Raw genomic sequence first — 23,009 nt, 5'->3', positions numbered from 1 at the left:
GCAGACAGCAGACGCTACCGAACGAACCTTCGCCTGCTGCCTCCTTCGCCGGGTAAACCCGGCCCGCCAAACAAGATCAGTTATGGCAGGGCTGGCGTTAGTTGGCGCTGGCTTCCTGAACCTGTTCCGGCAGGGCTTCTTCATAGCGGGTCGGGCATTTGAGCAGCAACTCATCGGCGTAGAAGACGCCGTCCTCGCCCAGCCGACCGGTCAGAATCGCCTGCGCTTCATTCTGCAGCAGGTCCGGCATCGGCTCGTTTTCCACAACTACATTCAACCGGCTGGCCGCCGGGTTATTGACTGCCTCATGCAGCGTCAGAGCCAAGTTATCCGTCTGCGCGGGTATATGCACAATCGTGAAGCGGATGGTCAGCGTGCTGGCTTCGTAGCTGATCGTGTCGCCGATCACAGCCCCGGAGACGCGCACCGTCTTCCCGACCAGTTCGGGGCGGGTCAGCAATTCGTCCACCGTGATGAAGTACTGGGCATTGTTCAACGTACCATAGCCGATCAGGAACGCGATGGCCACCAGGATAAGCACGCCCCCGATCAGAAAGCGCCCATTGCGGCCGGTCTGAACAGCTGCGGTCGTGCCGCCGGTCTTCTCCCAGGATGTTGTCGTCTGCGCCACGTTGCGATGCCCCTTTTCAACTCGAGCGAATGCCTCAGGACAAAGATACCCCGCTTGGGTGAGAATCAGGTGAGAAAAAGGTGAAAGATGCTATTGCGTCTGACTTACCCCTCAGTCGTTAGGCCTGGCCGTCAGCGCCCACAGCCCCACGATACCGATCGATCCCAGGCCGATCAACAGGATCAGCATCCCGGCGCCCTGCGGGCTGTTCTCCGCCGCCACGATCATCGGCGCGGGCCGTTCCCATGTCCGGCTGTAAGCGGCAATCGCGCTCAGGTCGGCCTCGGAAAGCGGGCCGCCATAGGCTTCGGCAAACGGCGGCATCGCTGAGCTGGACTTACCGCGCCGGGCAATTGTCAACACATCTGCGTACTGGCCGATTGCCGGGAACCCCGTCAGCGAACGCCCCTGCCCCTGCGGCCCATGACAGGCAGCGCAGTTGGCGGCATACAGCGCCGCCCCCGGATCGGCGGACTCTCCCGGCTCAGGCAGCGGTTCTGGCGCGCCCTCCTGCCATGTCTGGACATAGGCGCGCAGATCAAGGATGTCTTCGGCGCTCAGCGGGCCACCGTACTCCTGTCCCCAGGCAAACATGTACCGGCTGCCAGCCACACCACGAGCCACCACCGTTTCGAAGTCAGAGTCATATTGAATGGCAGCGCTGAAGGCCTCATGCGTTCCCCGGCCCTGGCCGTCGGGACCGTGACAGGCCAGGCAATTCTCCGCATAGAGGGCCGCCCCGTGCGCCGGGTCGCCGTCGCCATGAGCCAGCACTACCGTCCCGCCCAGCACTACCAGCGCCACAAGCACCGTGATCAGCGCACGTTTCGCCATAGTCACCTTCCTTGTGCTATCCCAGATATCTCAGCAGCAAGGTACACCAAGGGACATACGCCCTTGCCAGACGTAGCCTTTGTCCCCCAGCCAGAGCTACCTGGCCGGTGACCGGAGCGATCACCCCTGCCGGGCGCTGCACCGGGCGGTAGCCGGCTATTTTGCCTGTTTTGAGACGAAATTACCACCCTGCAGCCTCCTGCCCGGCAGGAAAAGGCACCCCCTTCACCAGCCGCCAGCCAGCAAAGGGAGCGCCTCATCATCCCATCTGTCGATCGGCCCCTGGCCTCAGCCCTGCGTCAGCAAATAGGCCACCAGATCAGCCAGGTCCTGAGCATCAATCCGATCGCTATAGTTCTGCTGCATGATGCTGATGCCGCCAGTCGCATAGACCTTGCTACCCTCATTGGGCACCAGATAAGCGTTCGGCACCAGGATGCTCTCGATCAGGTATTGCTCAACCGTATAGTTCGCCAGCGCCGCCACGGTGGCAATCCGCTGTTCAGCGCGGGTCACCGTGCCTTCGGTCGACGGTGCAATCACGCCACCCATGTGACAGCTGGAACAACCCAGTTCGTTGGAGTTGTAGAGTCTCTCCCCACGAACCGGATCGCCGACCGGCAATTCCAGCGCGGCCAGGTCAGTTCCTACCGGCTGCCCAGAGGCCATGATCTGCAGGTCGCCTTCCTCACGGATGCCGGGCAGGATGAAGTCCTGCAAGACTTCAGGGGGATTCTGCTCATCCAGCGCCGAAGATTCCCAGTTCAGCACAAAGCGGGTGACATCGCGGATCTGGTCAGTGCGCAGCGGGCCGCCATACTGCTGGCCCCAGGTTGGCATCGCTTCCGGCCAGTAGGCCACGCTGGCAGGCCGACCGGCAGAGATGGCATTTTCTACATAGGCGTACAGGCCGCCGGCCCACTTCATCTCCTGCAGGCGCTCACCGTTGAACAGGCGCGGGTTATTGAGGGCCGGGGCGCGACCGCTGCCCTGTCCAAAAGCCCCGTGGCAGGCAGAGCAGTTTGACTCGTAGATCGTCGCACCACGTTCCAGCGAGCGCGCCTCGTACTGGACGGTAAACTCTGCCATGCGACCTTCCTCGTTCAGGGCAACCCAGCCCACGATCAGGAGCAGGCCCAAAAAGAACGCCGTTCCCAGGACAATTCGTGTCTCAATTTTCATAGTGGGTGCCTACCCCTTCAGTGACCACCGCCAAAGTAATTCGACCGGGCATGCACGTAGATCGCCTTGCCGGAGCTGGCGCGGATCGGGTTGCCGTTCTCGTCAAGCTCAAGCAGGATATTGCCCTGGGCGTCCCGCGCAATTTCGCCGTTCTGCGTAAGCAGTGGCGTATCCCACTCGATATAGATTTCGATACGCTTCAAATCTGTCTGCCAGTCCTGTATGTAGAGCACCCCCCAGGCGTTGGGCAGGTCGCGGCCCAGCGTATCAAACATCCTGTCAAACGATTCCAACACGCTCAGCAGATGGGGGGCGTCTTCCGGCACGGCAGAGATGGTGAACATCTCCATGTTGCGGCCCTCAGCCTCAAACCGGGTCGTCAGGCTGGCCGCCGCCGCGGCATCATCCAGCGCCAAAGTGTGATACGTACCGGGGATCAGTTCGTCGAAGGGAACCGAACGCAACGGGCCAACGCCTTCCATCGGCGCCAGTATCTGGGCGATCTCCTGGTCACCGGAAGTCTCAACCCCGTATTCCGGGGACCCCATCCAGCTCAGGATCACGAACCCGGCCACCGCCAGCATGGAAAGGGACAGCCCCAGCCGCCGGTGCGCGTAGCGGCGGCTCTTGCCAACGTCAATGTATGGCATCACCAGCAGGAAAAGGAACAACAGCGTGGGGATCACCAGGCCAAAGAACACCTTGTCGCCCAGTTTGAGCAGCCCCTGTAGCCACAGGAAGTACCAGGGCGCGGTGGTGTGCAACGGCGTCACCTGCGGATCGGCGTGGCTCTCCAGCGGCGCATGGTAGAACCACACAACCAGTACAACCAGGATGAAGGTAGCCGCTCCGACCCACATCAATTCGTTAGAGAGAATATCCGGCAGGAAGTACACCCGCCGCTCCAGCGGTACACGCTTGGCGGTGTCCGTCCCGATCTCGTCCTCGCCCGGTGGCAGGCTGTGGCCGTGCAGGACAACCTTGTAGTAGTGCACCCCCAGGAAGATGATTGTTGCCAGCGGCAGAGCAAAAACATGCAGCAGATAGAAACGCAGCAAGCCACCCGCACCAATATCCGGCGCGCCGCGCAACAGCAGGTTGACGTTCTTGCCCACGATCTCTGGCGGCGCCGCCTCGGCCATGCTGGTGCCAATTGTCACCGCCCAGAAAGCCAGTTGATCCCAGGGCAGCAGGTAGCCGGAAAAGCTCAGGATCAGCGTCGTCAGCAGCAGGATCACGCCGGTCGCCCAGGTGAACTGGCGCGGTCGCTTATAGCTGCCGGTGATGTACGTACGCAGCATGTGCAGCATCACCAGCATGACCATGCCTTCCGCGCCCAGGCGGTGCAAATCCCGCATGAACTGGCCAAACGGCACGTTGCTCAACAGGTTGAGCATGTTGTCGTAGGCGGAGAGCGGCGAGGGTGTGTAGAAGACCATCAGGAACATGCCGGTGATGATCTCCACCGCAAAGAAATAGGTGGTCAGCCAGCCCAGCCGCAAAGTGGGATACACACCGGTCACCGCAGCATGGTAGTAGCTGGGCCGCATGTGCATCCAGAAGGCATCGGCGTGAGGGGTCAGGCGCGGGTTGGGGCGGCGGCTGGGCGGCTCCCCACGCAGCAATTCGCGGATGTCGCGGACATTCAGGCCGGCGGTCACCCGCGTGACGGTTTCATCAATTAAATCAGAAACTGCTGTGCGCGCGCCTTTTTCTTTGATGTCATCCAGAAACGAGGGAAACGGCAAAACAGACATAAGTAGCGCTCCTCATAAAAACCAGCTAAGCGCGAACATCCTGCCTGGTAAACAGCGCCGCCCGTCTAGGCATACTCCTGCCCGGCTGGCAGCCCCTGAATGCGGCGTCCCGTATGCACAATGAACTCCCGCACCTGGGCCGGGTTTTCCAGCTTAACCAGGCCGTTGGCATCACTTTCCACCGTGGAGCCATCCTGCATCACCACGGTGATCTCAAAGCGATCCAGGCTGCGCGGGGCGGGACCCTCGATATAGAGGCCGCTGGCCTCAAACTTGGAGCCATGGCACGGGCACTCAAACCGGTCGTTCGTCCCCACCCATTTGAACAGACAACCCAGGTGGGTGCAGACTTTATAGAGCGCCGCGATGCCATTCTCAGTGTGGGTGAACCAGAAGCGCCCCTGGGGATTATCCTGCGGCGCGCTGCCCAGGGGCGGCATTTGCGCCCCCGGCACAAGAAAATCACCCCCAAACTCACCGGCGCGGAAGCGTGGCAGCAGGTACCAGAGCAACATACCGGCGGAGCCGCCCATCAGCATCACCATGGACGCGCCCCAGATATAGAACAAAAACTCGCGGCGGTTGATCCCGCTGCTGTCGACCGCTTCTTCCACTTTCTGCGCCCGTGCGGCACGGGCAGCCGGCTTTTCCACGGTCTCAGTGGTCATCGTCAAAGTGGCCTCCACAAATGCGATCGCGCGCCTATTGGTCTAAATTGTGAATTATAACACACTGCCGAATCAGCGCAAAGCGGATAGGGATAGTCGTTAAACAGGGAGTATACACGACCTGCCTGTTCCGCGCCGCAAACCCGTCCGCTAATCCCTGCTACTTGCCGCCCCCCTTGCGGCGCGCCATAATTGGCGGCATGGCAACCAGCACGCTCACTCACGGCCGGGTCACCTGGACAAACATCACTGCTGTCAACGAACAGGACATCAAACTCCTGCGCGCCCAGCATCCCAATTTCCACCCCCTCGACCTGGAAGACCTGCTCAGCCGGATTGAGCGTCCCAAGATCGACGAATATGACGATTACCTGTTTGTTGTGATGCAGTTCCCGGTCTGGGACCCTGCTCACCGTGTCAGCCGGGCAGCGGAAGTCGACCTGTTCATCGGGGAAGGCTTCCTGGTCACCGTCCATGAAGGCGTGCTCAAACCGCTAAATACGCTCTTTGCCCAGTGCCAGAACGACCCCAGCCTGCGCCAGAAACTGATGGGCAGGGGCGCCAGCCGTCTGTTCTACGCCGTGATCGACTCGCTGGTGGACTATATCCTGCCCATCCTCTACAAGGTTGACGCCAACATCCGCGCGGTAGAGGAGAATCTTTTCACGGAAAATCTCCGCCAGGTGATCGAGGATATCACCCTGCTACGGCGCGACATCATCGCCCTGCGCCGTATCATCCGCCCGCAGATCGCCATCGTCGCCAACCTGGAAAAGGTCGACCGCGCTTTTATCCACGAAGAGCTGGATGTCTATTTTGGCGACATTGTCGACCATCTGCAAAAGGCCTCCGACCTGCTGGCCGACCACGACGAGGTGATTGCCGTCCTGGCCAACAGCGCTGACACGCTGGCCAGCCATCGCATCAACGAAGTCATCCGCATTCTGACGGTCATCTCTGTGATCATGCTGCCGCTGACCCTGATCAGCAGCGTGTATGGGATGAACGTTGACCTGCCTCACGACGAAAATCCGTACGCCTTCATCGAAATCATCCTCCTGATGGGGTTGATCATGGTGGCGATGTTGACCTTTTTCAAACGCAAGAAGTGGTTATGAACCAACTCCCTCCGGCTACAATGATCACCAGCACGGCCAGCCTGGTCGCCCATGTTGACCGCTGGGCGGGCGAATCGCTCCTGGCCATAGACACCGAATCCAACAGCCTGCACGCCTATCACGAGCAGGTCTGCCTGATCCAGGTCTCCACGCGCCAGGCCGATTTCATCATTGACCCGTTGCGCATCGAAAACCTGGATGCACTGGGCCGCCTGCTGGCCGACCCGGCGATCGAGATCGTCTTTCATGCCGCCGAATACGACATCATGTGCCTCAAGCGCGACTTTGGCTTCAGCTTCGCCCGGCTGTTTGACACGATGCTGGCGGCGCGTATTTGCGGGGTCAAGCGCCTGGGCCTGGCCAGCATGCTGGAAGAGCACTTTGGCATCCAGGCCAACAAGAAATACCAGCGCGCCAACTGGGGTGAACGCCCGCTAACACCAGAGATGCTGCAGTACGCCCAGCTGGACACCCACTTTCTGCCGCAATTACATGATTACTGGCAGGCGCGCCTCGTTCAGGAAGGCCGGTGGGAAGAAGCCAGCGAGAGCTTCGCCAGACTGTGTGATATCCCGCCCGCCCAGAGCGAGTTTGATCCGGAAGGCTACTGGCGGCTCAACGGCGCCTTTACCCTGCCGCCCCGTCAGATCGCCGCCCTGCGCGAATTGTACCTGTGGCGGGAGGAAACCGCCCGCCAGCGTGATTGTCCGCCGTTCAAGATCATGAGCGACAAAACTCTGCTGGAGCTGGCCCAGAGCGACGCCCAGCGTCTTCAGGACCTGCACGGCGTCTCCGGCATGACCGATGGCCAGGTGCGGCGCTATGGTCCGGTCATCCTGGCTACCATCCGGCGCAGCCAGAAGAAAGAGCCGCCCCGCCGCCCGCCTGCCCCGCCTCGCCCATCCGATATGGTGGTAGCCCGCTTTGAGGCACTGCACGACTGGCGCAAGGCGCGCGCTCAGCAGCGCGGCGTCGAATCGGATGTCATCATCTCGCGGGATGCGCTATGGGCGCTGGCCCGCCTGGCTCCGCGCACGGTGGCGGAGATGGCCCAGATTCCGGAACTGGGGGCGTTTAAGTCGCAGGTATACGGGGAGGAAATCCTGCAGGTGCTGGCGCGTGTTGGCCAGGGCAACGGCCGGTCATAACGTCGGGAGCCGCTCAACACCCGGCCCTGTCAAAACGCTAAATTAAGGGGGAAAGCCATGCGAATCACATTCCACGGCGCAGCGGGGACGGTCACCGGCTCGCAGCATCTACTTGAAGTCAATGGCCACCGCATCCTGCTGGACTGCGGTCTATTCCAGGGTAAGCGCAAGGAAGCCTTTGAACATAACCGCCAGACACCCTATGACGCCCGCACAATCGACACAATCATCCTCTCCCACGCTCACATCGACCATTCAGGCAACATCCCCACGCTGGCCCGACGCGGTTTTGACGGGCAGATCCTGTGCACCGCCGCCACCCGCGACCTGTGCGCCGCCATGCTGATGGATAGCGCCACCATCCAGGAGCGCGATGTCGAGTATGTTAATCGTAAGCGGCTGCGCCAGGGCAAGAACCCCTTTGAACCGCTATACACGCCGGATGATGTGGCCGAGGCAATGGGGCACTTCACCGGCTGCGCCTACAACCGGGCCTATGCTGTCGCTCCCGGCGTGACGATGACACTGGTCGATGCCGGGCACATGCTGGGCAGCGCCAGTGTTATCCTGGACATCGAAGAGCACGGCAACGGGCGAAAGCTGCGGCTGGTCTTCAGTGGCGACATCGGACGACCCGGCATCCCGATCATTCGCGATCCGGTGCCGATCACCTCCGGCGCCGATATCCTGATCATGGAAAGCACCTATGGTGGCCGCCGGCATGAGGCTGCCGGCGACACTGAAGCCGCCTTCAAGCGCATTGTGCTCGAGACCTGGGAGCGACGCGGCGTGATCATCATCCCGGCCTTCGCCGTTGGCCGCACACAGCAGATCGTCTACCTGCTGCACCAGCTATATACCAATGGTGAATTGCCCCGCATGCCCATCTACGTTGACAGCCCGCTCGCGACCAATGTCACGGAAGTTTACCGCCTGCACCCCGAAGTCTATGACCGCGAAACCCGCGAATTCCTGCAGCGCGATGATGACGGAAACCCCTTCGGCTTCAATCTGCTCCAGTACACCCGGTCGGTCGATGAGTCCAAGCGCCTCAACGATCTTGACGAGCCGATGATCATCATCAGCGCCAGCGGTATGATGGAAGCCGGGCGCGTGCTGCACCACCTGCACAACCGCATTGAAGACCCGCGTACCACTATCCTGATCGTCGGCTGGCAGGCGCCGGATACGCTGGGCCGCCGGATTATGGAGCGCCAGCCGATCGTGAATATCTTTGGGGAACCGCACCATCTCCGGGCGCGCGTCGAGGTGCTGGAGGGTTTCAGCGGCCATGCCGATCATCAAGAGCTGCTGGACTGGGCGCGCGCCATGCAGCGCCGCCCGGCGCGCACATTTCTGGTTCACGGCGAACCAGAAGCCTCGGAAGCCCTGGCCGCCGCGCTGCGCCAGAAAGTCGGCTTCGACCGGATCGACATCCCTGCCCCGCAGCAGGTGTTTGAGGTCTAACTATCGATGGGCAACAAGAGCATCTTTTACGAAGACTGGCGGGCCTGCCTGCGCGCTCATTACATCCACGTGATCCGCACCCGCGACACCGTGACCGAACCCACCCTGCGCAATATCCTGCTCAGTGTGGGTTTCAGCGAGGCCGAGATCAACGAGATGGCCATCCACGCCCGAATGCGCGATACTGACGCCGCGCCGGAGGAGCTGCCCGGCCTGGAATAACCCGCAGCAGCCATCGCCGGGAGGGGCGGCGGATGACAGGCGACCGCGATCGCAATGGTGAGGCCGATATCCGGCCCTTCATCTTCAGGCGCAGCACAACCGACGAAGGGTTCTGGGAACTGGACCGCAACCTGCCCCGCTGGGCGCGGCGTTCCAACCCGATCGTACGGCGGCACCTGGGCGGCTTCCTGGCTGCGCCGCTGCCCCAACTGGATATCCTGGGGCGGCTGCTGCTGTGGCAGATCGTCCTGGTCCTGCTCTCCCTGCTGATTCCCGCCATCCTGGAACTGATGGCGTTGCTGGCGCTAGTGGCGATCATCGCCCTACCCGTTGCCCTGTACTCCTACGCAGTCGCCCTGTTTGGCATCGGGCGCTCAGCGGCTAACGCCATGATGGACGAGCTGGAGGGCCGCGGATTGGATACCCTGCGGACAACCCCTCTGACGCTGCGCTCGATCCTGCTCAGCAAGATCGCTGCCAGCCTGTGGACGCAGGCCATCAATATGGAGGTGGTCATCCTGATCACGGCGGTGCTGAGCCTGCCGGTCATCACCATCCAGCAGGCCAGCCTCTACCCGCCGGAGAAATTTCTGTTGCCCTCCCGCGCCCTGATCATCGCTGGTCTGATCGCCTCTCTGCTGCGGGTCTTTGTCGAACCGCTGATGATGGGCGCACTGGGCGTCCTGGCCGGGGCGGTGGCCGGTCTGCGTGTGTCCGCCATTACCTGGACGATTCTGCTTGGTGTGGCCTATTTCGTCATGATCAACCTGCCGCGCCTGGCGATACTGACCTGGCCGGAGCGGCTGGTGATCGAATCGGTATTGCCAGTACTGCTCCCGATTCTGATCACGATCGGCTCGCTCGCCCTGGCCAGAGTCATCCTGGAACAGGACTGAGCGACGGTTTATCCCCGCTGCCAACATGCAGCGTCCCCACTGTGGCCCAGTTCCCGCTCCTGTCATCAAGTGGCAGGCGGGCATCCTCTGGCCCACCGTATACCCCGACGGCCACCGTGTATACGCCGGGCGGGGTATCCGCCGGGATGTCCAGGGTAAAGGACTGGATGATGGTCTCGCCCACGCGCCAGCGCATGGGCGGGTAAGCCTTGCCGCAGGGCAGCGTGTCCTGCTGTGCCCACAGCCGCCCACCCTCATAAGGCGTGGGATCGCCGTACAGATGTACAAAAACGCGATACGGCTCCTCCAACGGCCGCAAAGCGCGCAGAGCCAGCGACACCGGCAGCGTCTCGCCTGGCAACATGTGGCTTGGCAATGGCCCGACGGAGGCCAGCACAACCGCGCCGCCAAAGATCGGCGCGCCGTCCGGCAGTGGATCACCTTCCGGCGTGACCTGGAAGACAGTATAGCGTGGCGGCTCCGCCCCAGCGTCGACCGCCAGAGGCTCAACCTGCATCCAGCGCCCCAGCCGGGCAGCGAATTCTGGCTCATATAATGTCAGGGACGCATAGACGGCTGGCACATCGGCCAACACCAGGCAGGCATGGCTGTTAAAGCCGCTGACCGGGCGCGGATCCAACAGCTGCGCCGCCCGGAAGCGCAATACCGGATGATCGTCCGCCAGCGGCGAGAAATATACTGGCATCTCCGGAGCTGCTGCCGCTGCGATAACCGCCGCACTACGGGCGATTGGCTGCTCCATGAAGATGAATGTCTCCGGTCGAGCCAGCCAGGTTTGAAAATCCGCCGCCGTCCGCGTCGCCATCACCACGAGCAGACCTACCGGTAGCAGCCTGATCATTCGGCCCGCTCTACTCCAGCAGGCTAAGGCCGCCCCGCCCGCGCCCATAACCAGCGCCAGTGGGATCACCGTCCCCAGCGCCCGTAAGAAGTGCGGTGCATAGAGGCTGAAGAGCGACGGTGCGATGGAGGCTGCCACAAGAGCGAAGAGCCATAACCCGACCGGCCTCCGCGCCGGGGGGATCAGCAGCGCGCCCAGCCCGATTAACGTCAGCGCCAGGCCCGCCGTATCCAGAATAGGGCGGCCCGGCAGGTTGAACAGGGCATTGGTATCGCCCTGGGCCAGCCAGGCGCGTAACCAGGCCAGAGCATTGGCGGCGATCCCGGCCAGATCAAGCTGGGCTACATCACCCGCGCGGTGAATAAAAGCTCCCGGCTGACGCAGAATGGTCAGACCCAGCGGCAAAGCAACCAGCCCGGCAGCACCTCCTGCTGCGACCAGCCCGGCCCGCTGCGCCGGATGCCGACTCGCCCAGATCAGGGCCGTCAGAACGCAACAGGCCAGCCAGAGCCAGGCCGCAAAATACGTGTAAACCAGTAGGCCCAGCGCAACCCCAGCCAGTAGCCAGGCGCGACGACGATCCAGATGAGCTGCTCGCAGCAACAGAGTCAATGCCAGTGCCCCCACCAGGAGATACAGGGATGCTCGCAGAGCCAGATGACTGGCATGGACATGCCAGTACAGCCCGGCCAGCGCTCCTGCCGTCCACAGAACGGCAGCCCGTCCCAGCAAGCGGCGCGCCAACGCGCCCACTGCCGCCACACACAGAATACCAGTGAAGATCGCCGTCAAGCGCAGGGCAAACGGCGTTGACCCGAAAATCGCCAGGCCGGGTGTTAGCGCATAAATCCACAGGCCTTCCCGCCCATAGTTACCGGGAAAGAAGACCTGCAGGCGAGGCCTGGCCAGCAGGCTCAGGGCGTCCAGGCCGTTGTAGGCTTCGTCGTAGTGGAGCATATCGCTCATCGGCGCCAGACCGCTCACACGCAACCCCGCCCCCAGTAGCAGGATCAGCGCCAGCAGCAGATTTTCCCACCATGCCCTGCCTGTGGCTCTCATCAAGTTTGCCCTTTTCTTCCCTCTGGTTATGGTTAATGGTAACGTTGTCCGTCCGCGCGGGTCAATCGCCCAGCTGGAAACCCTATCAGCGCGGCAAACGCTGTGCTATAATGACGCCCGCTATGGATGAGACCGCCCGTGCTGACGCCCAATGGATGCGCCTGGCTCTTGATGAGGCGCGCCAGGCGCTGGCCCACGCGGACGTGCCCATCGGCGCGGTAGCGGTGCTGGAGGGGCAGGTAATCGGAATCGGGCGCAACCGCCGCGAAGCCGACCAGGACCCCACCGCCCACGCCGAGATGATCGCCATCCGGCAGGCGGCGGCGCACACCGGGCGCTGGCGGCTGGACGGCGTGACGCTGTACTGCACGCTGGAACCGTGCACTATGTGCGCCGGGGCGATGGTGCTGGCCCGCTTGCCCCGGCTGGTCTACGCCACACCTGACCCGAAGGCCGGCGCGGCGGGCAGTATCCTGGACGTGCTGGCCCACCCCCTGCTCAACCATCGGGTCGCGGTGACCGTGCTGGAAGGCCCGCTGGCGGAAGAAGCCGCCGAACTCATCCGCGAATTCTTCCGTTCGTTGCGGGCGCAGGGCAAAAACGGGCGCTGAAAACGCCCCCCATAACAAGACCTGGAGAGGTGCCGGAGTGGCCGATCGGGCCTGTCTCGAAAACAGGTGTGGCCTTTATGGCCACCGTGGGTTCGAATCCCACCCTCTCCGCCAGAGAAGACACTGCCACGGGGCCGCCCGTGGCAGTGTGTTTTACAGGCTGGGCGCAACCACATTGCCTGGACAGCCCGGCGCCAGCCAGTATAATTGCCCGACACAGGAGGAGAATATACCCTGATGTCCATGATGACCCGCATCCTGCTGGCGCTGGTGATCCTGGCCGGGATCACCGCTTTTGCCGCAGCGCCGCAGACGCCTCAGCCAGGCGCGCAACTGGCGGCTGGGCAAACCGCCCCCACACCGACCGCAACGCCGATCCCGGCGACGCCAGCAAGTACGCCCGCTCCTGCCCTGACCCGCCCGGAGATCGTGCTGTGGTGGCCGGTGACGCTCTACCCGGCTGCCGGTTCCCCGGCGGAAGAAGCACTGCTCAGCCAGCTTGATGCATTCCGGGCCAGCTACAATCGCTCGCTGCTACTGCGCGTCAAACGCCTGGAAGGCGTCGGCGGGATCATGTCCACGCTGCGCAACGCCAGCAGTGTAGCCCCCCTGGCCCTGCCCGACCTGGTGCTCCTGCCCCGCGAGGAGATGGTCACCGCCGCCCAGACCGGGTTGATCTTTCCTCTGGAGGGGCACCTGCCCGCCACGCTGATCGACGGCCTGTACCCCGCAGCGCGCGATCTGGGCACGGTTTCCGGCACGCTTTTCGGTCTGCCTTTCCTGCTGGAAGCGCAGCATGTCGTATACCGGCCTGCCGCCTATCCCACTGCGCCGGATGATCTGGCCGACCTGGTGGGCGCCCGGCGGCCTTTTGCCCTGGTCATCGGACGCCAGACCAATGTCAGTGATACCCTGCTGATCCAGTACGTTGCCGAAGGCGGTCGCCTGGCCGACGATCAGGGCCGCCCGGTGCTGGACGAAGAACCGCTCCGCCGCCTGCTGACCCAGTACCGCGCCGCTCTGGACGACGGCCTGCTGCCGCCGGATATCCTGGACGCTCTGCAGGCCAGCAACTACTGGGGCCGCTTTCAAAGTGGCGGGCTGGCTCTGATCGGCATCGATTCGACGACCTATCTCGCCCAGCGGGCAAACGTACCGGAGGCGGTCGCCGCGTCACTGGTCAGCGCGGAAAGCCCCACCCAGACCACCCTGCACGGCTGGTTGTGGGCGCTCGCCACACCGGATTCCGACCGCCAGGCCGCGGCGCAGGAATTCCTGACCTGGATCATGCAACCCGATCAGCAGGGCGCGCTCAGCCAGGCGCTGGGACGCCTGCCCTCTCAGCGCGCTGCCCTGCGCCTGTGGAGCGACGATGATTACGTAGACCTGGTCGATCGCCTGCTCAGCGCCCCGACGCCAATCCTGCCGGAGGAAGTCAGCAGCAGCGTCGCCAGCGCTCTGCAGGATGCCCTGGAAGCTGTCCTCCGCCGGGAGCAAACGCCCGAAACTGCTGCTGCCACAGCCGTCCTGGCCGTCGCCCGGCCCTGATCCCACCCGCTCTCAATCGACCAGATTCAATCGATCGCGGCGCAGCCGCATGCTCTCCGGATCGATCAGCCCGCCACGTTCGGTGATCTCCTGGGCGATGGTGCTGAACGTATGCGTCAGGGTGGTCAGATCGGTGAAGAAGCTCAGCGCGTCGCTGGAAGACACGGCCCGCAGAAATTCCCGATCCGCCTCGCCAAAGCCCACGGCGATGATCGTGATGCCTGCCGCGTGGCAACGTTGCGCCGCTTTGATCGCCTGCCCCTGCCGCATCCACACGCCGTCCGCCAGCACCAGCGCGGCGCGGTTGCCGTCGACCTCCGCCAGCAGGTTATAGATCGTATCAAAGGGGTGGGCGAAATTACTCCAGCCGGTACGTCCGATACTCATGCGCTCGATGCCCTTGCTGATCACAGCAGCGTTCTGGCTGGCCTGGACGCTCACCCGCACCGTCTCAGAGAACTCGATCAACCCGATCGAGGCCGACGCCAGATCGATCTGGCTGAGGAAGCCGTAGGCGGCTTTCTTGGCCTCACGCAGCGGACGCCCCAGCATACTCCCGGAGAGATCAAAGGCCATGTACAGCGTCAGGTGCTCCGGCGCAACCATATCCTCCGGCGGGCGCAGGAAGCGGGCGGGCACATCGGGCGGCAGCGGCTCGACGACCAGCGTCAGCGGCTGGCCGGTGCTGCGCTCCACCGCTGAGACCTGCACCACACCATTGCGATCGTAAGCATAGGTCACGTCGATCACAGCGTGATCAGAAGCCAGGCGTGGGAAACCGGAGAAGACATACTTACCCAGGTAAGCGCAGCCTTGTGGATCGGTGACCTCGCCCTGGGTCATGTACACTTCCAGCCGGCCCTTTCCCGCCCTCCCGACGCGCAGACGGTACGGGCGCGTCTGCTGGCAGGGGATCGGCTGATTCTTGTGGATGATGATGCTGTTGATGTAACAGCTGCGGTCGGCGCTCTCGGCGATCATGCCCAGACTGTTGCTAATCACATCCACTGTCGCCTTGCGCCCGGCCAGCAATAGCGTCGGCGTAGCGCCCTGGCGCTCCTCCAGATCCATGGCTGCCTGGATAGCTGCGCCCAGAGCCACTGCCTGATCGGGGTCAACGCCGGCCATCGGCGGACGCCCGGCCATGCGCGTCACATAGTCGCGCACCATTGGCATCCGCGTCGAGCCGCCTACCAGCAACACGCCAGCCATGGCCTCCCAGGTCATCCCGGCGTCATCCAGCACCTGCTCGACTAGCTGCTCGGTGCGGGCCAGCAGGTCGTGGGTTAGCCCTTCGAATTGCTCGCGGGTGATCTCATATGTGCCGCTACGCCCGGAGCCATGCACGGTCACCCGCACGGCGGCCCGCGTCGACAGGGCGATCTTGACCTGCTCCGCTTTGACCAGCAACTCGTTGAAGTCATCGCCGATCAGCTCCACGCCGAATTGCTGCTCGAAGCGGCTGGAGAGATAGCGCAGGATACGGTCGTCCCAGTCCTTGCCACCCAGATAATGATCGCCTGCTGTGGCGATCACCCGTAGCGCTTCCGGCCCGATCTCCACCAGCGAGATATCGAACGTCCCCCCGCCCAGGTCATAGACCAGCACGGTCGAAGTTTCCGCCGTGGGGCGGATGCCATAGGCCAGGGCAGCAGCGGTCGGCTCGGAGATAATGCGCAGGACATTCAACCCAGCCTGCCGACCAGCGTCGATGGTCGCCTGGCGTTGCATATTGTTGAAGTAAGCCGGGACGGTGACCACTGCATCACGCACTGCCTCGCCCAGGTAGCGCTCCGCACAGCGCTTCAGGTAGGCAAGCACCAACGCGGAGAGATCAACAGGTGTGTACTGCCGTCCTCCAGCGATATAGAGGGCGTTAGGGTCGCCCATATCCCGCTTGAAGAAAGCGTAAACGCCCGGATCGCCCAATTCCTGGCGCTGTTTGGCTTCCCGGCCCACCAGTGGCGGGTTAGCCCCCAGATCGACCACCGACGGCGTGAGTAACTCGCCGACGTCGTTGGGAATCACAAACGGCCGCCCGTCCGGGCCGATGGCCGCCACCGCCGAAAATGTCGTCCCCAGGTCAATGCCAACCACTTTCGCCATAAGCCTCTCCCCTCCGCGAGCGATTGTACCCGCCCGGCAGCCGATCATAAAGGGCGCCCTGCCGGACGCCCTCTGCCAGGTGATCAGAGTGTCCGCTAGCTGATGACGATGGACCTGGCCCGGCGCTCCGCCGCCGCGATCTCCTCCTCGGTCGCGCCCAGTTCGGTCTCGATCTCCACCTCGACCGCCTGACCATGGGTCAATTCGCGGGCGTGAGCGTGCAGGCGACCCTGCTCGTTGAGGTCAAAAGTAATCTCCACCGGCGACCCGGCTGGTAGGCCCGGCGGCAGGCGCAACTCGGCTTCGGCGATCAGGCGGCTGGCCGGCGGCGGCTCGTACTGGCTGCTGGTGGAAAGGTTGTCCACGATCTGGATCAGGGCGGTGGCCTGACCCAGTTCGCGGGTGCCGAAGCGCTGCGTGGCGGAAGCGGGCAACGGGTCGTTGCGCCGGATCAGATTACTAACCACTTCCGCCTGCAACTGGGTCGACCAGGCCACCACGCCGAAACTGCGGCTGGTGACGTTGACGATCTGCGTTTCGGCCTGCTTTTTGACCGAGCCGATTTGCAGGCCGTAATCGCGGGCGATCTCCTCCTGCACGGCCTCGACGACCGGCGGGGCCGCCGCCTGGACATCGACCTCCTCCGGGGCGACGCCGGTCGCCTCCGCCACACGGATACGGATCTCCTGGTCGAGCAGTAGCTTCTGGCCGAAGATCGCTGCGCCCTTGGCCACGGCCTCGTCCGGCTCAAAGAGCTTTGGCTCGATGCCGAATTCCGCCGCCAGTCGCCGGCTGACCTGTGGCATCCGCGAGGAACCACCAACCAGCAGGAGCTGGTCAAAGGCGGTATAGCCACGCCGGGCGGCCTCCGCCAGCGCCTGGCGGGTCAGCGCCACCGTACGGCTGAGCAGCGGCTCGGTCAGTTCGTCGAACTTCTCCCGCGTCAGGGTGATGCGCGCCCGCTGGCCGGCATGGGCCACGCTGACATCCGTCCGGTCGCGCTGGGTGAGGGTGTACTTGGCCTGCTCCGCTCGCAGGTAGAGGTCCTGCAGCGTTTCCGGCGAATCAAGCGGGTCCTCGCTGGAGCCGGTCTCCCGCTGCCATTGTTCGGCCAGGTAGGTCACGATCAACTCGTCCCAGTTGCGCCCGCCCAGAAAATGGTCGCCATCGGTGCAGATCACGGTGATGTTGCCGCCCTTGATCTCGATCATGGTGATGTCGAATGTGCCGCCGCCCAGATCGTAAACCAGCACGACCTGATCAGCCTGTTCGTGCACGCCATAGGCGATGGCCGCCGCCGTCGGCTCATTGATGATGCTGCGCACGTTCAGCCCGGCGATCTGCCCGGCGCGGGCGGTCGCCTCTCGTTCTGGAATGCCAAAGTAGGCCGGACAGGTGATCACCACATCGCGGATGTCGTAGCCCGTGTACTGCGCCGCGTCCTGCACCAGCTTGCGGATGATGTATGAGGAAATCTCCTCCGGCGTGTACTTCTCGCCCTGATAGTAGAACGTGTAGTCCTTGCTGCCCATCTCCCGCTTGATCAGTTCGACAGTCGTGTCGGGGTATAGCAGGCTGGCGTTCTTGGCCTCTTTGCCCACGATCCGCTCATCACCGTCAAACTGAACGACCGATGGCGTGGTGCGGTCGCCGGCGCTGTTGGGCACCACGGTTGGCCGGTTGTACTCGTCCACATAGGCAATACAGGAATAGGTCGTGCCCAGGTCAATGCCGAAGATCGGCGTGTGTTTCTCGCTCATTTCCCCTCGTTTCCGCTCCGCTATCAGGGCCGCCTATCGCCGCGCGCCTGTACACCCGGCCTCAGCGGCCCGATTCGTAACGATACACCTCGATGATCTCCGGGCGGATGACACGCTCGCCATAGCGCAGGCCGCGCCGCAACCGGCGGGCGACCATGCGATCCTGCGCCGGGTCGTCTGTCGGGATGGTCGCCTGGACGCGCTGAAACGCACGATCAACCACCTCACCGGGATGCTCGTACAGCTCGAAGCCGTGCTTCTCCAGCGCCCCGCCCAGGTCATCACGCAGGGCAAACAACTGCTCAAGCAATCCAGCAACGGCTTCCGACGCCGCCTCCGGAGCCTGCGCCGCGAACCGTTCGAGAACGGCGGATAGATCGTCATAGATGGTCAGCACGTCGGCGACCAGCGGGCGCAGATGCTGGAATTGCAGCCCGTCCCGGTAATCCTGCAACTCGCGGTGCAGCGCGTCGATCGTCTGATCTTTGGCCTGATCGTAGAGAATCTTGGTCTCAAAGTGTTTTTCCAGGCGCGTCAGCCGCTGGCCGAGCGCGATCAGACCCTGGCGGAGGTCTTCCTGTAAGCCGTCCAGCCGGGCCAGGACATCATCCACCGGGCCGCTTGCCAGCTCGTCCGGCCCTGCCGCCGGCTCTCCGGTGTAATCCGTGTGCTGTTCTTCCTCCACCCCGTCCCTCCATCCAGCCATCCGGACTGCGCTACGCCTAGCTTACAGCCCCGCGCCGATTCTGCAAGTCAGAGCCTGAGGCCGCCCATCCTGGGCGCAGCATGGCGCGCCCCTTCCTGGTCCTTGTTTTACTCATGCTTCTATAGCGCAGGGAAGGCGGGATGTTTATACTCTGGCTAACAGGCGTAGTGTAAGTCCGGAAGTCCATGGCCACCACCCCACCTGAGCGTCCCAATTACTTTCTCCTGCTGGAACTCGACCCTGATGCGGCCTGGTCGGATGCTGCCTTCGCCGCCCGGCTGGACCAGAAAAAAGCGGAATGGACGCGCGGGCGTAACCATCCCAAGCATGCCCTGCGCTACAAGAGCTACCTGGACATGGCCGGTGACATCGAGGCGGTGCTCAGCGATCCCGTCCGCCGCGAGGCCGAACGGGCGGCGGCCCGCACCCTGCGCGCAGCGCAGGCAGAGCAGATCGGGAACCTCTTCCGCGAAGAGCTTGACCTGCGCGCTGCTAAAGGCTTCCTCACCCGCGCCGAAGTAGACGCCCTGCTGCGCGACTACGGCCCTGCGCTCACTCAGGCGGTGGTACGGGCCGCCATCGACGCGCTGGGACTGGAGATCAGGGCCGATGACGCGCCCCCCGAGCCGCGCGACTCGCTCGACCCCAGCACCATGCAGGCCATCGCCGCCAACCTTAAGATCGTCGGTAGCACCGATCTGTACGACTTCCTGGGCATGGTCCGCGCCAGCCGCACCGCCGACCTTCACGAGCGCGCCGCCCGGCTTTACGCCGAAAATCAGAAGCAGGCCACCAAGACGGCGCTGGTGACCGCCCGCTCTGATCTGGCCGGCCAGGCCATGACGATCTTCAATGACGACGATTCGCGCCGTCGCTACGACAACGCGCTGGACGATCTGGCCTACGCCCGGCTGGGCGACGACATGGCCCGCATCACCCAGGGTAGCCGCACCATCCACGCCGCCCAATTCGCCCGGCTGCTGGAGCGCGCTCGCGCCCAGGGCCTTGACCTGCGCCGCGCCGAACACTACATCCGTCGCCGGGCGCAGGAGTTACAGGTCGCCCTGGTCATCGCCGACCCTGCCCCGATCGAAACCCGCCTGCGCTGCCCGCGCTGCGGGACACTGGCCGACCCCACTGCAGCCAACTGCCCGGCCTGTGGCACGCCGTTGACGCTTCCCTGCCCCGGCTGCGGGCAGACCATGCCCACCGAGTACCGGGCCTGCACCGCCTGCGGCTTCCCCATCGGCAATCTGGCCAATGTGCAGGCATTGCTGGCCGAGGCGGACGCCCGTTTCAGCGCACGGGACTACGCCGGGGCGGAAACCGTCCTGTTGGATGCCCGCCGCCAGTGGACATCTGCCCCGCCGCGCCCACTGCGCGACCCCCTTACCGCCGCGCTGGAGGACCTCCTCGCTCGTGTCCGGGCGGAACAGCAGGCCGAGGCCGATGTCCTCAACCGCCTGGCGCAACACATTGACTCCCGGCGCTTCTATGCTGCGCGGGAACTGCTGCGCCACATCGCCGCCGCGCGCCCTGACCTGCCGCTGGACGAGGCGCGTACCCGGATTGACATGGCCATTGCCCGCGCTGAGGCCAGTCTGAGCCGCGCTCGCCAGGCCGAGCAGAAGGGCGAAGATGCCGTTGAGCTGTATCAGGCGATCCTGTGGGAATGCCGCGACTGCCGCCCCGCACAGGAGGCGCTGGCCCGCACCCCTCCCGCCCCACCCGGCCCACTGACTGTCCGGCCCGGCCAGCGCATGGCTCACCTGCAATGGGCGCCCAGTCCGGCGCGTGGTGTGCGCTATGTGGTCGTGCGCCGGATTGGCGCACCACCCATCGCCCCGACCGACGGCGAGATGCTGGCCAGCCTGAGCGGCACCGCTTTCGACGATGACAGCCTGCCCATCGGCCTGCCCGTCTTCTACGCTGTCTACAGCGACCGCGAGGGCGTCCGCTCCGCGGAAGGCGCGCGCACCCCGGAGCCGGTGTTGCTGACCGCCGACGTGGAGGCGCTGGCCGCCCAGGTAGATGATGGCCTGGTGCGGCTGCGCTGGCAGCCGCCGCCCAACGCCGCCACCGTGATCGTCCGGCGCGGGGAAGCCAGCCCGCCCGCCACGCCGGAAGATGGCGTCCAGGTGCGTGTCTTTGGCCTGTCGGATGCCGCCGATAGCGGTCTGCGCAACGGACAGGTCTACCACTATACCGTCTTCGCCCTTTTCGACGCAGGCGATGGTCGCCAGGCGTGCAGCGCCGGCGCTCGCATCAGCGCCACCCCACAACCACCACCGGAGATCATCACCGGAATGACGATCAGCGCCCGGCGCAGTGGCCGCGAGCGTGAATTGCACGTCTCCTGGCCGCCGGTAAGCAAGGGCGAGGCCGCATTGCTGCGCAGCGATGTCCCGCCGCACCTGCGCCCCGGTCTGGCCATCCCGCAGGCGATCCTGGCCAATTACGGGCAGATCATCCCCGCTCCCCACCATCAGGTGACGCTCACCCTTACCGGCACTGGTCTGATCTACCTGACGCCGGTCGTGCTATTCGGGGAGATGGCCTACCCCGGCCCCACGCAGAGTTACACCACCCTGGACGATATCCGCGATCTGCGCGTCCAGTACCTCGGCGACGCGCTGGCCCTCACCTGGGAATGGCCCTCCAATTGCCACCATACGCTTGTCGTCTACCGGCACGATGACTACCCGACCGCTGACGATCCACAGGCGGCCCGTATCGAGCTGACCCGCGCCGAATATGACCGCGAAGGCCGCTTCCTGATCCCTCGCCCGACCCGCACGGATTATTTCATCGTTGTCTACGCCGCTCTGGTACAGGATGGCCAGCGTCTGATCGCACCGGGGACGGAGCCAACCTGTCGCGCCCGGATCAGCCTGGGCAGCCGGATCACGCTCACCTACGCCATCCGCCGCCAGCGCCGGGTGCTTGGCCGGGGCGGGCTGCATCTGATCCTGCGAGCAGAGGGTGCGGGCGAACTGCCGGAGCTGGTGCTCGTCCGCAAGCCGGTCTCACCGCCCACAGGCCGCGCCGACGGCGAGCCGATCCTCTACCTGCCCGCCCGCCGCCTGGATGAACCAACCACCACCGTCAGTATCCCGCTTGACGCAGCAGTGGAACAGCTGAATAGTTATGCCGCCCTGTTCCTGACCGATGACCACCAGTATGAGCACCATGGCGGTCATGTGCGCATCCGCCGGCCTGATCAGGCCGATTTGAAGGTCTTTTGATGTATGGCGCGTAGCCACCCGATCACCTGCCCCTTCTGCTTCACCCGCTTCACCCCCGGCGGGGCGCTCTTCCGCTGCGCCAATCCGCGCTGCCCCGGTCGCGCTGAAGACGCCGTTTACGCCGACTATCAGGGCCTGGTCACCCCGGAGGTTATGGGCAGGGTCTTCCCGGCGGAGCCGCCGCGCGGTGGCTGGCTGCACCTGCTGCGCCCGCCGATCAGCGCCGTCTGTCCGGATTGCGGCGTGGACACACACCGCCGCGTCTGTCCGACCTGCCACTACGAACTGCTCTATGACGCCGGGCTAACCGAAGAACGTATGATCGCCGTGCTGGGCGGGCGCGGCACGGGCAAGAGCAACTACATCGCCCTGCTCGTCAACCGCCTGGAGAACACCATCGGTGCGCACTTTGATGCCGCCGTGCGTGCCCTGGGCGACCGCACCCGCGAACGTTACGAACGCGACTTCTACACCCCCCTGTTCCGCCAGGGACAGGTGATCCCGCCCACCCGCACCGCCGGAGTGGACCCCGCCACCCGGACGCCGCTGGTCTTCCGCATTACCTTCGCCAGAGGGCGATCCGCCAACCTGGTGCTCTTTGACACAGCGGGCGAGGACATGCAATCGCTGGATGCCATGAGCGTCGAGGCGCGTTACATCCTTTACGCTGACGCCCTGATCTTCCTGCTGGACCCGTTGCAAATCCCGGCAGTGCGTCACCGCCTGCCCGCTGCTGACCTGCCGCCCAGCGATCCCGGCGCCGAACCGGAGTACATCGTCGGACGGCTGCGCGAGCTATACGAGCAAGAGTTCGGGCTGCGCAGCCGCGACCGCATCGCCAAGCCGGTTGCCTTCACCCTCTCCAAGATCGACATGCTCTATCCCCTGCTCGATCCTGGCTCCGGGCTGTTCCATACCGGGGAGCACTTCGGCACATTGAACCTGGCCGATGTTCGGTCGATCCACGCCGAGATTTCGGCCTATTTGCAAGCCTGGATGGGGCCGCACTTCAATACTCTGGTGCAAATGAACTTCGCCAACGCCCGCTATTTTGGCGTATCATCCTTTGGCCGCCCGCCCCGCGGAATGCCCGGCCAGCAAAAAGTGGAGGGCCTTGCCCCGGTCCGGGTGGAAGACCCGATCTTGTGGATCTTCTACCAGTTCGGCCTGATCCGGGGCCGGACATGAC

18 protein-coding genes and 1 tRNA gene are annotated in these 23,009 nt (G+C 64.0%); 10 read left to right on the top strand and 9 right to left on the bottom strand.

What is annotated here, in order from left to right; translation table 11 throughout:
- Positions 1-97 precede the first annotated feature (97 nt).
- The 5 genes from HPY64_03665 to HPY64_03645 form a co-directional block, all read right to left on the bottom strand.
- Positions 98-631: a cytochrome c maturation protein CcmE gene (locus HPY64_03665; protein NPV66223.1), complete on the bottom strand. Its 534-nt coding sequence runs from the start codon at positions 629-631 to the stop codon at positions 98-100.
- A 111-nt stretch (positions 632-742) separates the two neighbouring features.
- The gene (locus HPY64_03660; GenBank protein ID NPV66222.1) at positions 743-1,465 is read right to left on the bottom strand and encodes a c-type cytochrome; all 723 of its coding nucleotides are present in this window, start codon (positions 1,463-1,465) and stop codon (positions 743-745) included.
- Positions 1,466-1,753: 288 nt separating this feature from the next.
- Positions 1,754-2,647: a cytochrome c gene (locus HPY64_03655; GenBank protein ID NPV66221.1), complete on the bottom strand. Its 894-nt coding sequence runs from the start codon at positions 2,645-2,647 to the stop codon at positions 1,754-1,756.
- Between the two features lie 17 nt (positions 2,648-2,664).
- Positions 2,665-4,404, bottom strand: a complete 1,740-nt coding sequence (locus tag HPY64_03650) for a cytochrome bc complex cytochrome b subunit (protein NPV66220.1) — start codon at positions 4,402-4,404, stop codon at positions 2,665-2,667.
- Between the two features lie 65 nt (positions 4,405-4,469).
- Positions 4,470-5,072: a Rieske 2Fe-2S domain-containing protein gene (locus HPY64_03645; protein NPV66219.1), complete on the bottom strand. Its 603-nt coding sequence runs from the start codon at positions 5,070-5,072 to the stop codon at positions 4,470-4,472.
- A 200-nt stretch (positions 5,073-5,272) separates the two neighbouring features.
- On the opposite strand from HPY64_03645, the gene HPY64_03640 reads away from it, so the two are divergent.
- The 5 genes from HPY64_03640 to HPY64_03620 are packed head-to-tail and all read left to right on the top strand — an operon-like array spanning position 5,273 to position 9,923.
- Positions 5,273-6,190, top strand: a complete 918-nt coding sequence (locus tag HPY64_03640; protein NPV66218.1) for a magnesium transporter CorA family protein — start codon at positions 5,273-5,275, stop codon at positions 6,188-6,190.
- Entirely contained in the window at positions 6,187-7,338 is a 1,152-nt protein-coding gene (locus tag HPY64_03635) for a ribonuclease D (protein ID NPV66217.1), read from the top strand. Before HPY64_03640 ends, HPY64_03635 begins: the two co-directional genes overlap by 4 nt.
- Before the next feature lie 57 nt (positions 7,339-7,395).
- On the top strand, positions 7,396-8,805 hold the full coding sequence (locus HPY64_03630) for an MBL fold metallo-hydrolase (GenBank protein ID NPV66216.1): 1,410 nt from the start codon (positions 7,396-7,398) through the stop codon (positions 8,803-8,805).
- Between the two features lie 6 nt (positions 8,806-8,811).
- Complete coding sequence (locus tag HPY64_03625; GenBank protein ID NPV66215.1) at positions 8,812-9,027, top strand: hypothetical protein; 216 nt, start codon at positions 8,812-8,814, stop codon at positions 9,025-9,027.
- Between the two features lie 32 nt (positions 9,028-9,059).
- Positions 9,060-9,923 (top strand): hypothetical protein, encoded by an 864-nt coding sequence (locus HPY64_03620; GenBank protein ID NPV66214.1) that lies wholly within the window; start codon positions 9,060-9,062, stop codon positions 9,921-9,923.
- On the opposite strand, the gene HPY64_03615 is transcribed toward HPY64_03620, so the two are convergent.
- The gene (locus tag HPY64_03615) at positions 9,904-11,844 is read right to left on the bottom strand and encodes a hypothetical protein (protein NPV66213.1); all 1,941 of its coding nucleotides are present in this window, start codon (positions 11,842-11,844) and stop codon (positions 9,904-9,906) included. The genes HPY64_03620 and HPY64_03615 overlap by 20 nt on opposite strands.
- Positions 11,845-11,999: 155 nt before the next feature.
- Here HPY64_03615 and HPY64_03610 point away from each other — a divergent pair, with 155 nt between their 5' ends.
- From HPY64_03610 to HPY64_03600, 3 genes are all read left to right on the top strand, one after another.
- On the top strand, positions 12,000-12,455 hold the full coding sequence (locus HPY64_03610) for a nucleoside deaminase (protein NPV66212.1): 456 nt from the start codon (positions 12,000-12,002) through the stop codon (positions 12,453-12,455).
- 23 nt (positions 12,456-12,478) lie between these two features.
- Positions 12,479-12,569: transfer RNA gene (locus HPY64_03605), tRNA-Ser, on the top strand.
- 123 nt (positions 12,570-12,692) lie between these two features.
- Positions 12,693-14,003: an extracellular solute-binding protein gene (locus tag HPY64_03600; GenBank protein ID NPV66211.1), complete on the top strand. Its 1,311-nt coding sequence runs from the start codon at positions 12,693-12,695 to the stop codon at positions 14,001-14,003.
- Positions 14,004-14,015: 12 nt separating this feature from the next.
- Here HPY64_03600 and HPY64_03595 read toward each other — a convergent pair whose 3' ends face one another.
- The 3 genes from HPY64_03595 to grpE form a co-directional block, all read right to left on the bottom strand.
- Positions 14,016-16,109, bottom strand: coding sequence for an Hsp70 family protein (locus HPY64_03595; GenBank protein NPV66210.1), 2,094 nt, complete (start codon positions 16,107-16,109; stop codon positions 14,016-14,018).
- A 95-nt stretch (positions 16,110-16,204) separates the two neighbouring features.
- Positions 16,205-17,869, bottom strand: a complete 1,665-nt coding sequence (locus tag HPY64_03590; protein ID NPV66209.1) for an Hsp70 family protein — start codon at positions 17,867-17,869, stop codon at positions 16,205-16,207.
- A gap of 61 nt (positions 17,870-17,930) precedes the next feature.
- Positions 17,931-18,554 (bottom strand): nucleotide exchange factor GrpE, encoded by a 624-nt coding sequence (gene grpE, locus HPY64_03585; GenBank protein NPV66208.1) that lies wholly within the window; start codon positions 18,552-18,554, stop codon positions 17,931-17,933.
- Positions 18,555-18,760: 206 nt separating this feature from the next.
- Between grpE and HPY64_03580 the strand changes: the two genes are divergently transcribed.
- Both HPY64_03580 and HPY64_03575 read left to right on the top strand, forming a co-directional pair.
- A complete protein-coding gene (locus HPY64_03580; GenBank protein NPV66207.1) occupies positions 18,761-21,820 on the top strand; it encodes a zinc ribbon domain-containing protein in 3,060 nt (1,019 codons plus the stop codon).
- A gap of 3 nt (positions 21,821-21,823) precedes the next feature.
- Positions 21,824-23,008, top strand: a complete 1,185-nt coding sequence (locus HPY64_03575; GenBank protein ID NPV66206.1) for a hypothetical protein — start codon at positions 21,824-21,826, stop codon at positions 23,006-23,008.
- Position 23,009: the final 1 nt, after the last annotated feature.

This window comes from Anaerolineae bacterium, from assembly GCA_013178165.1.
GTDB lineage: Bacteria > Chloroflexota > Anaerolineae > Aggregatilineales > Ch27 > Ch27.
The sequence above is the reverse complement of the archived record's forward strand: the minus strand, read 5'-3'. Positions and strand labels throughout refer to the sequence as shown.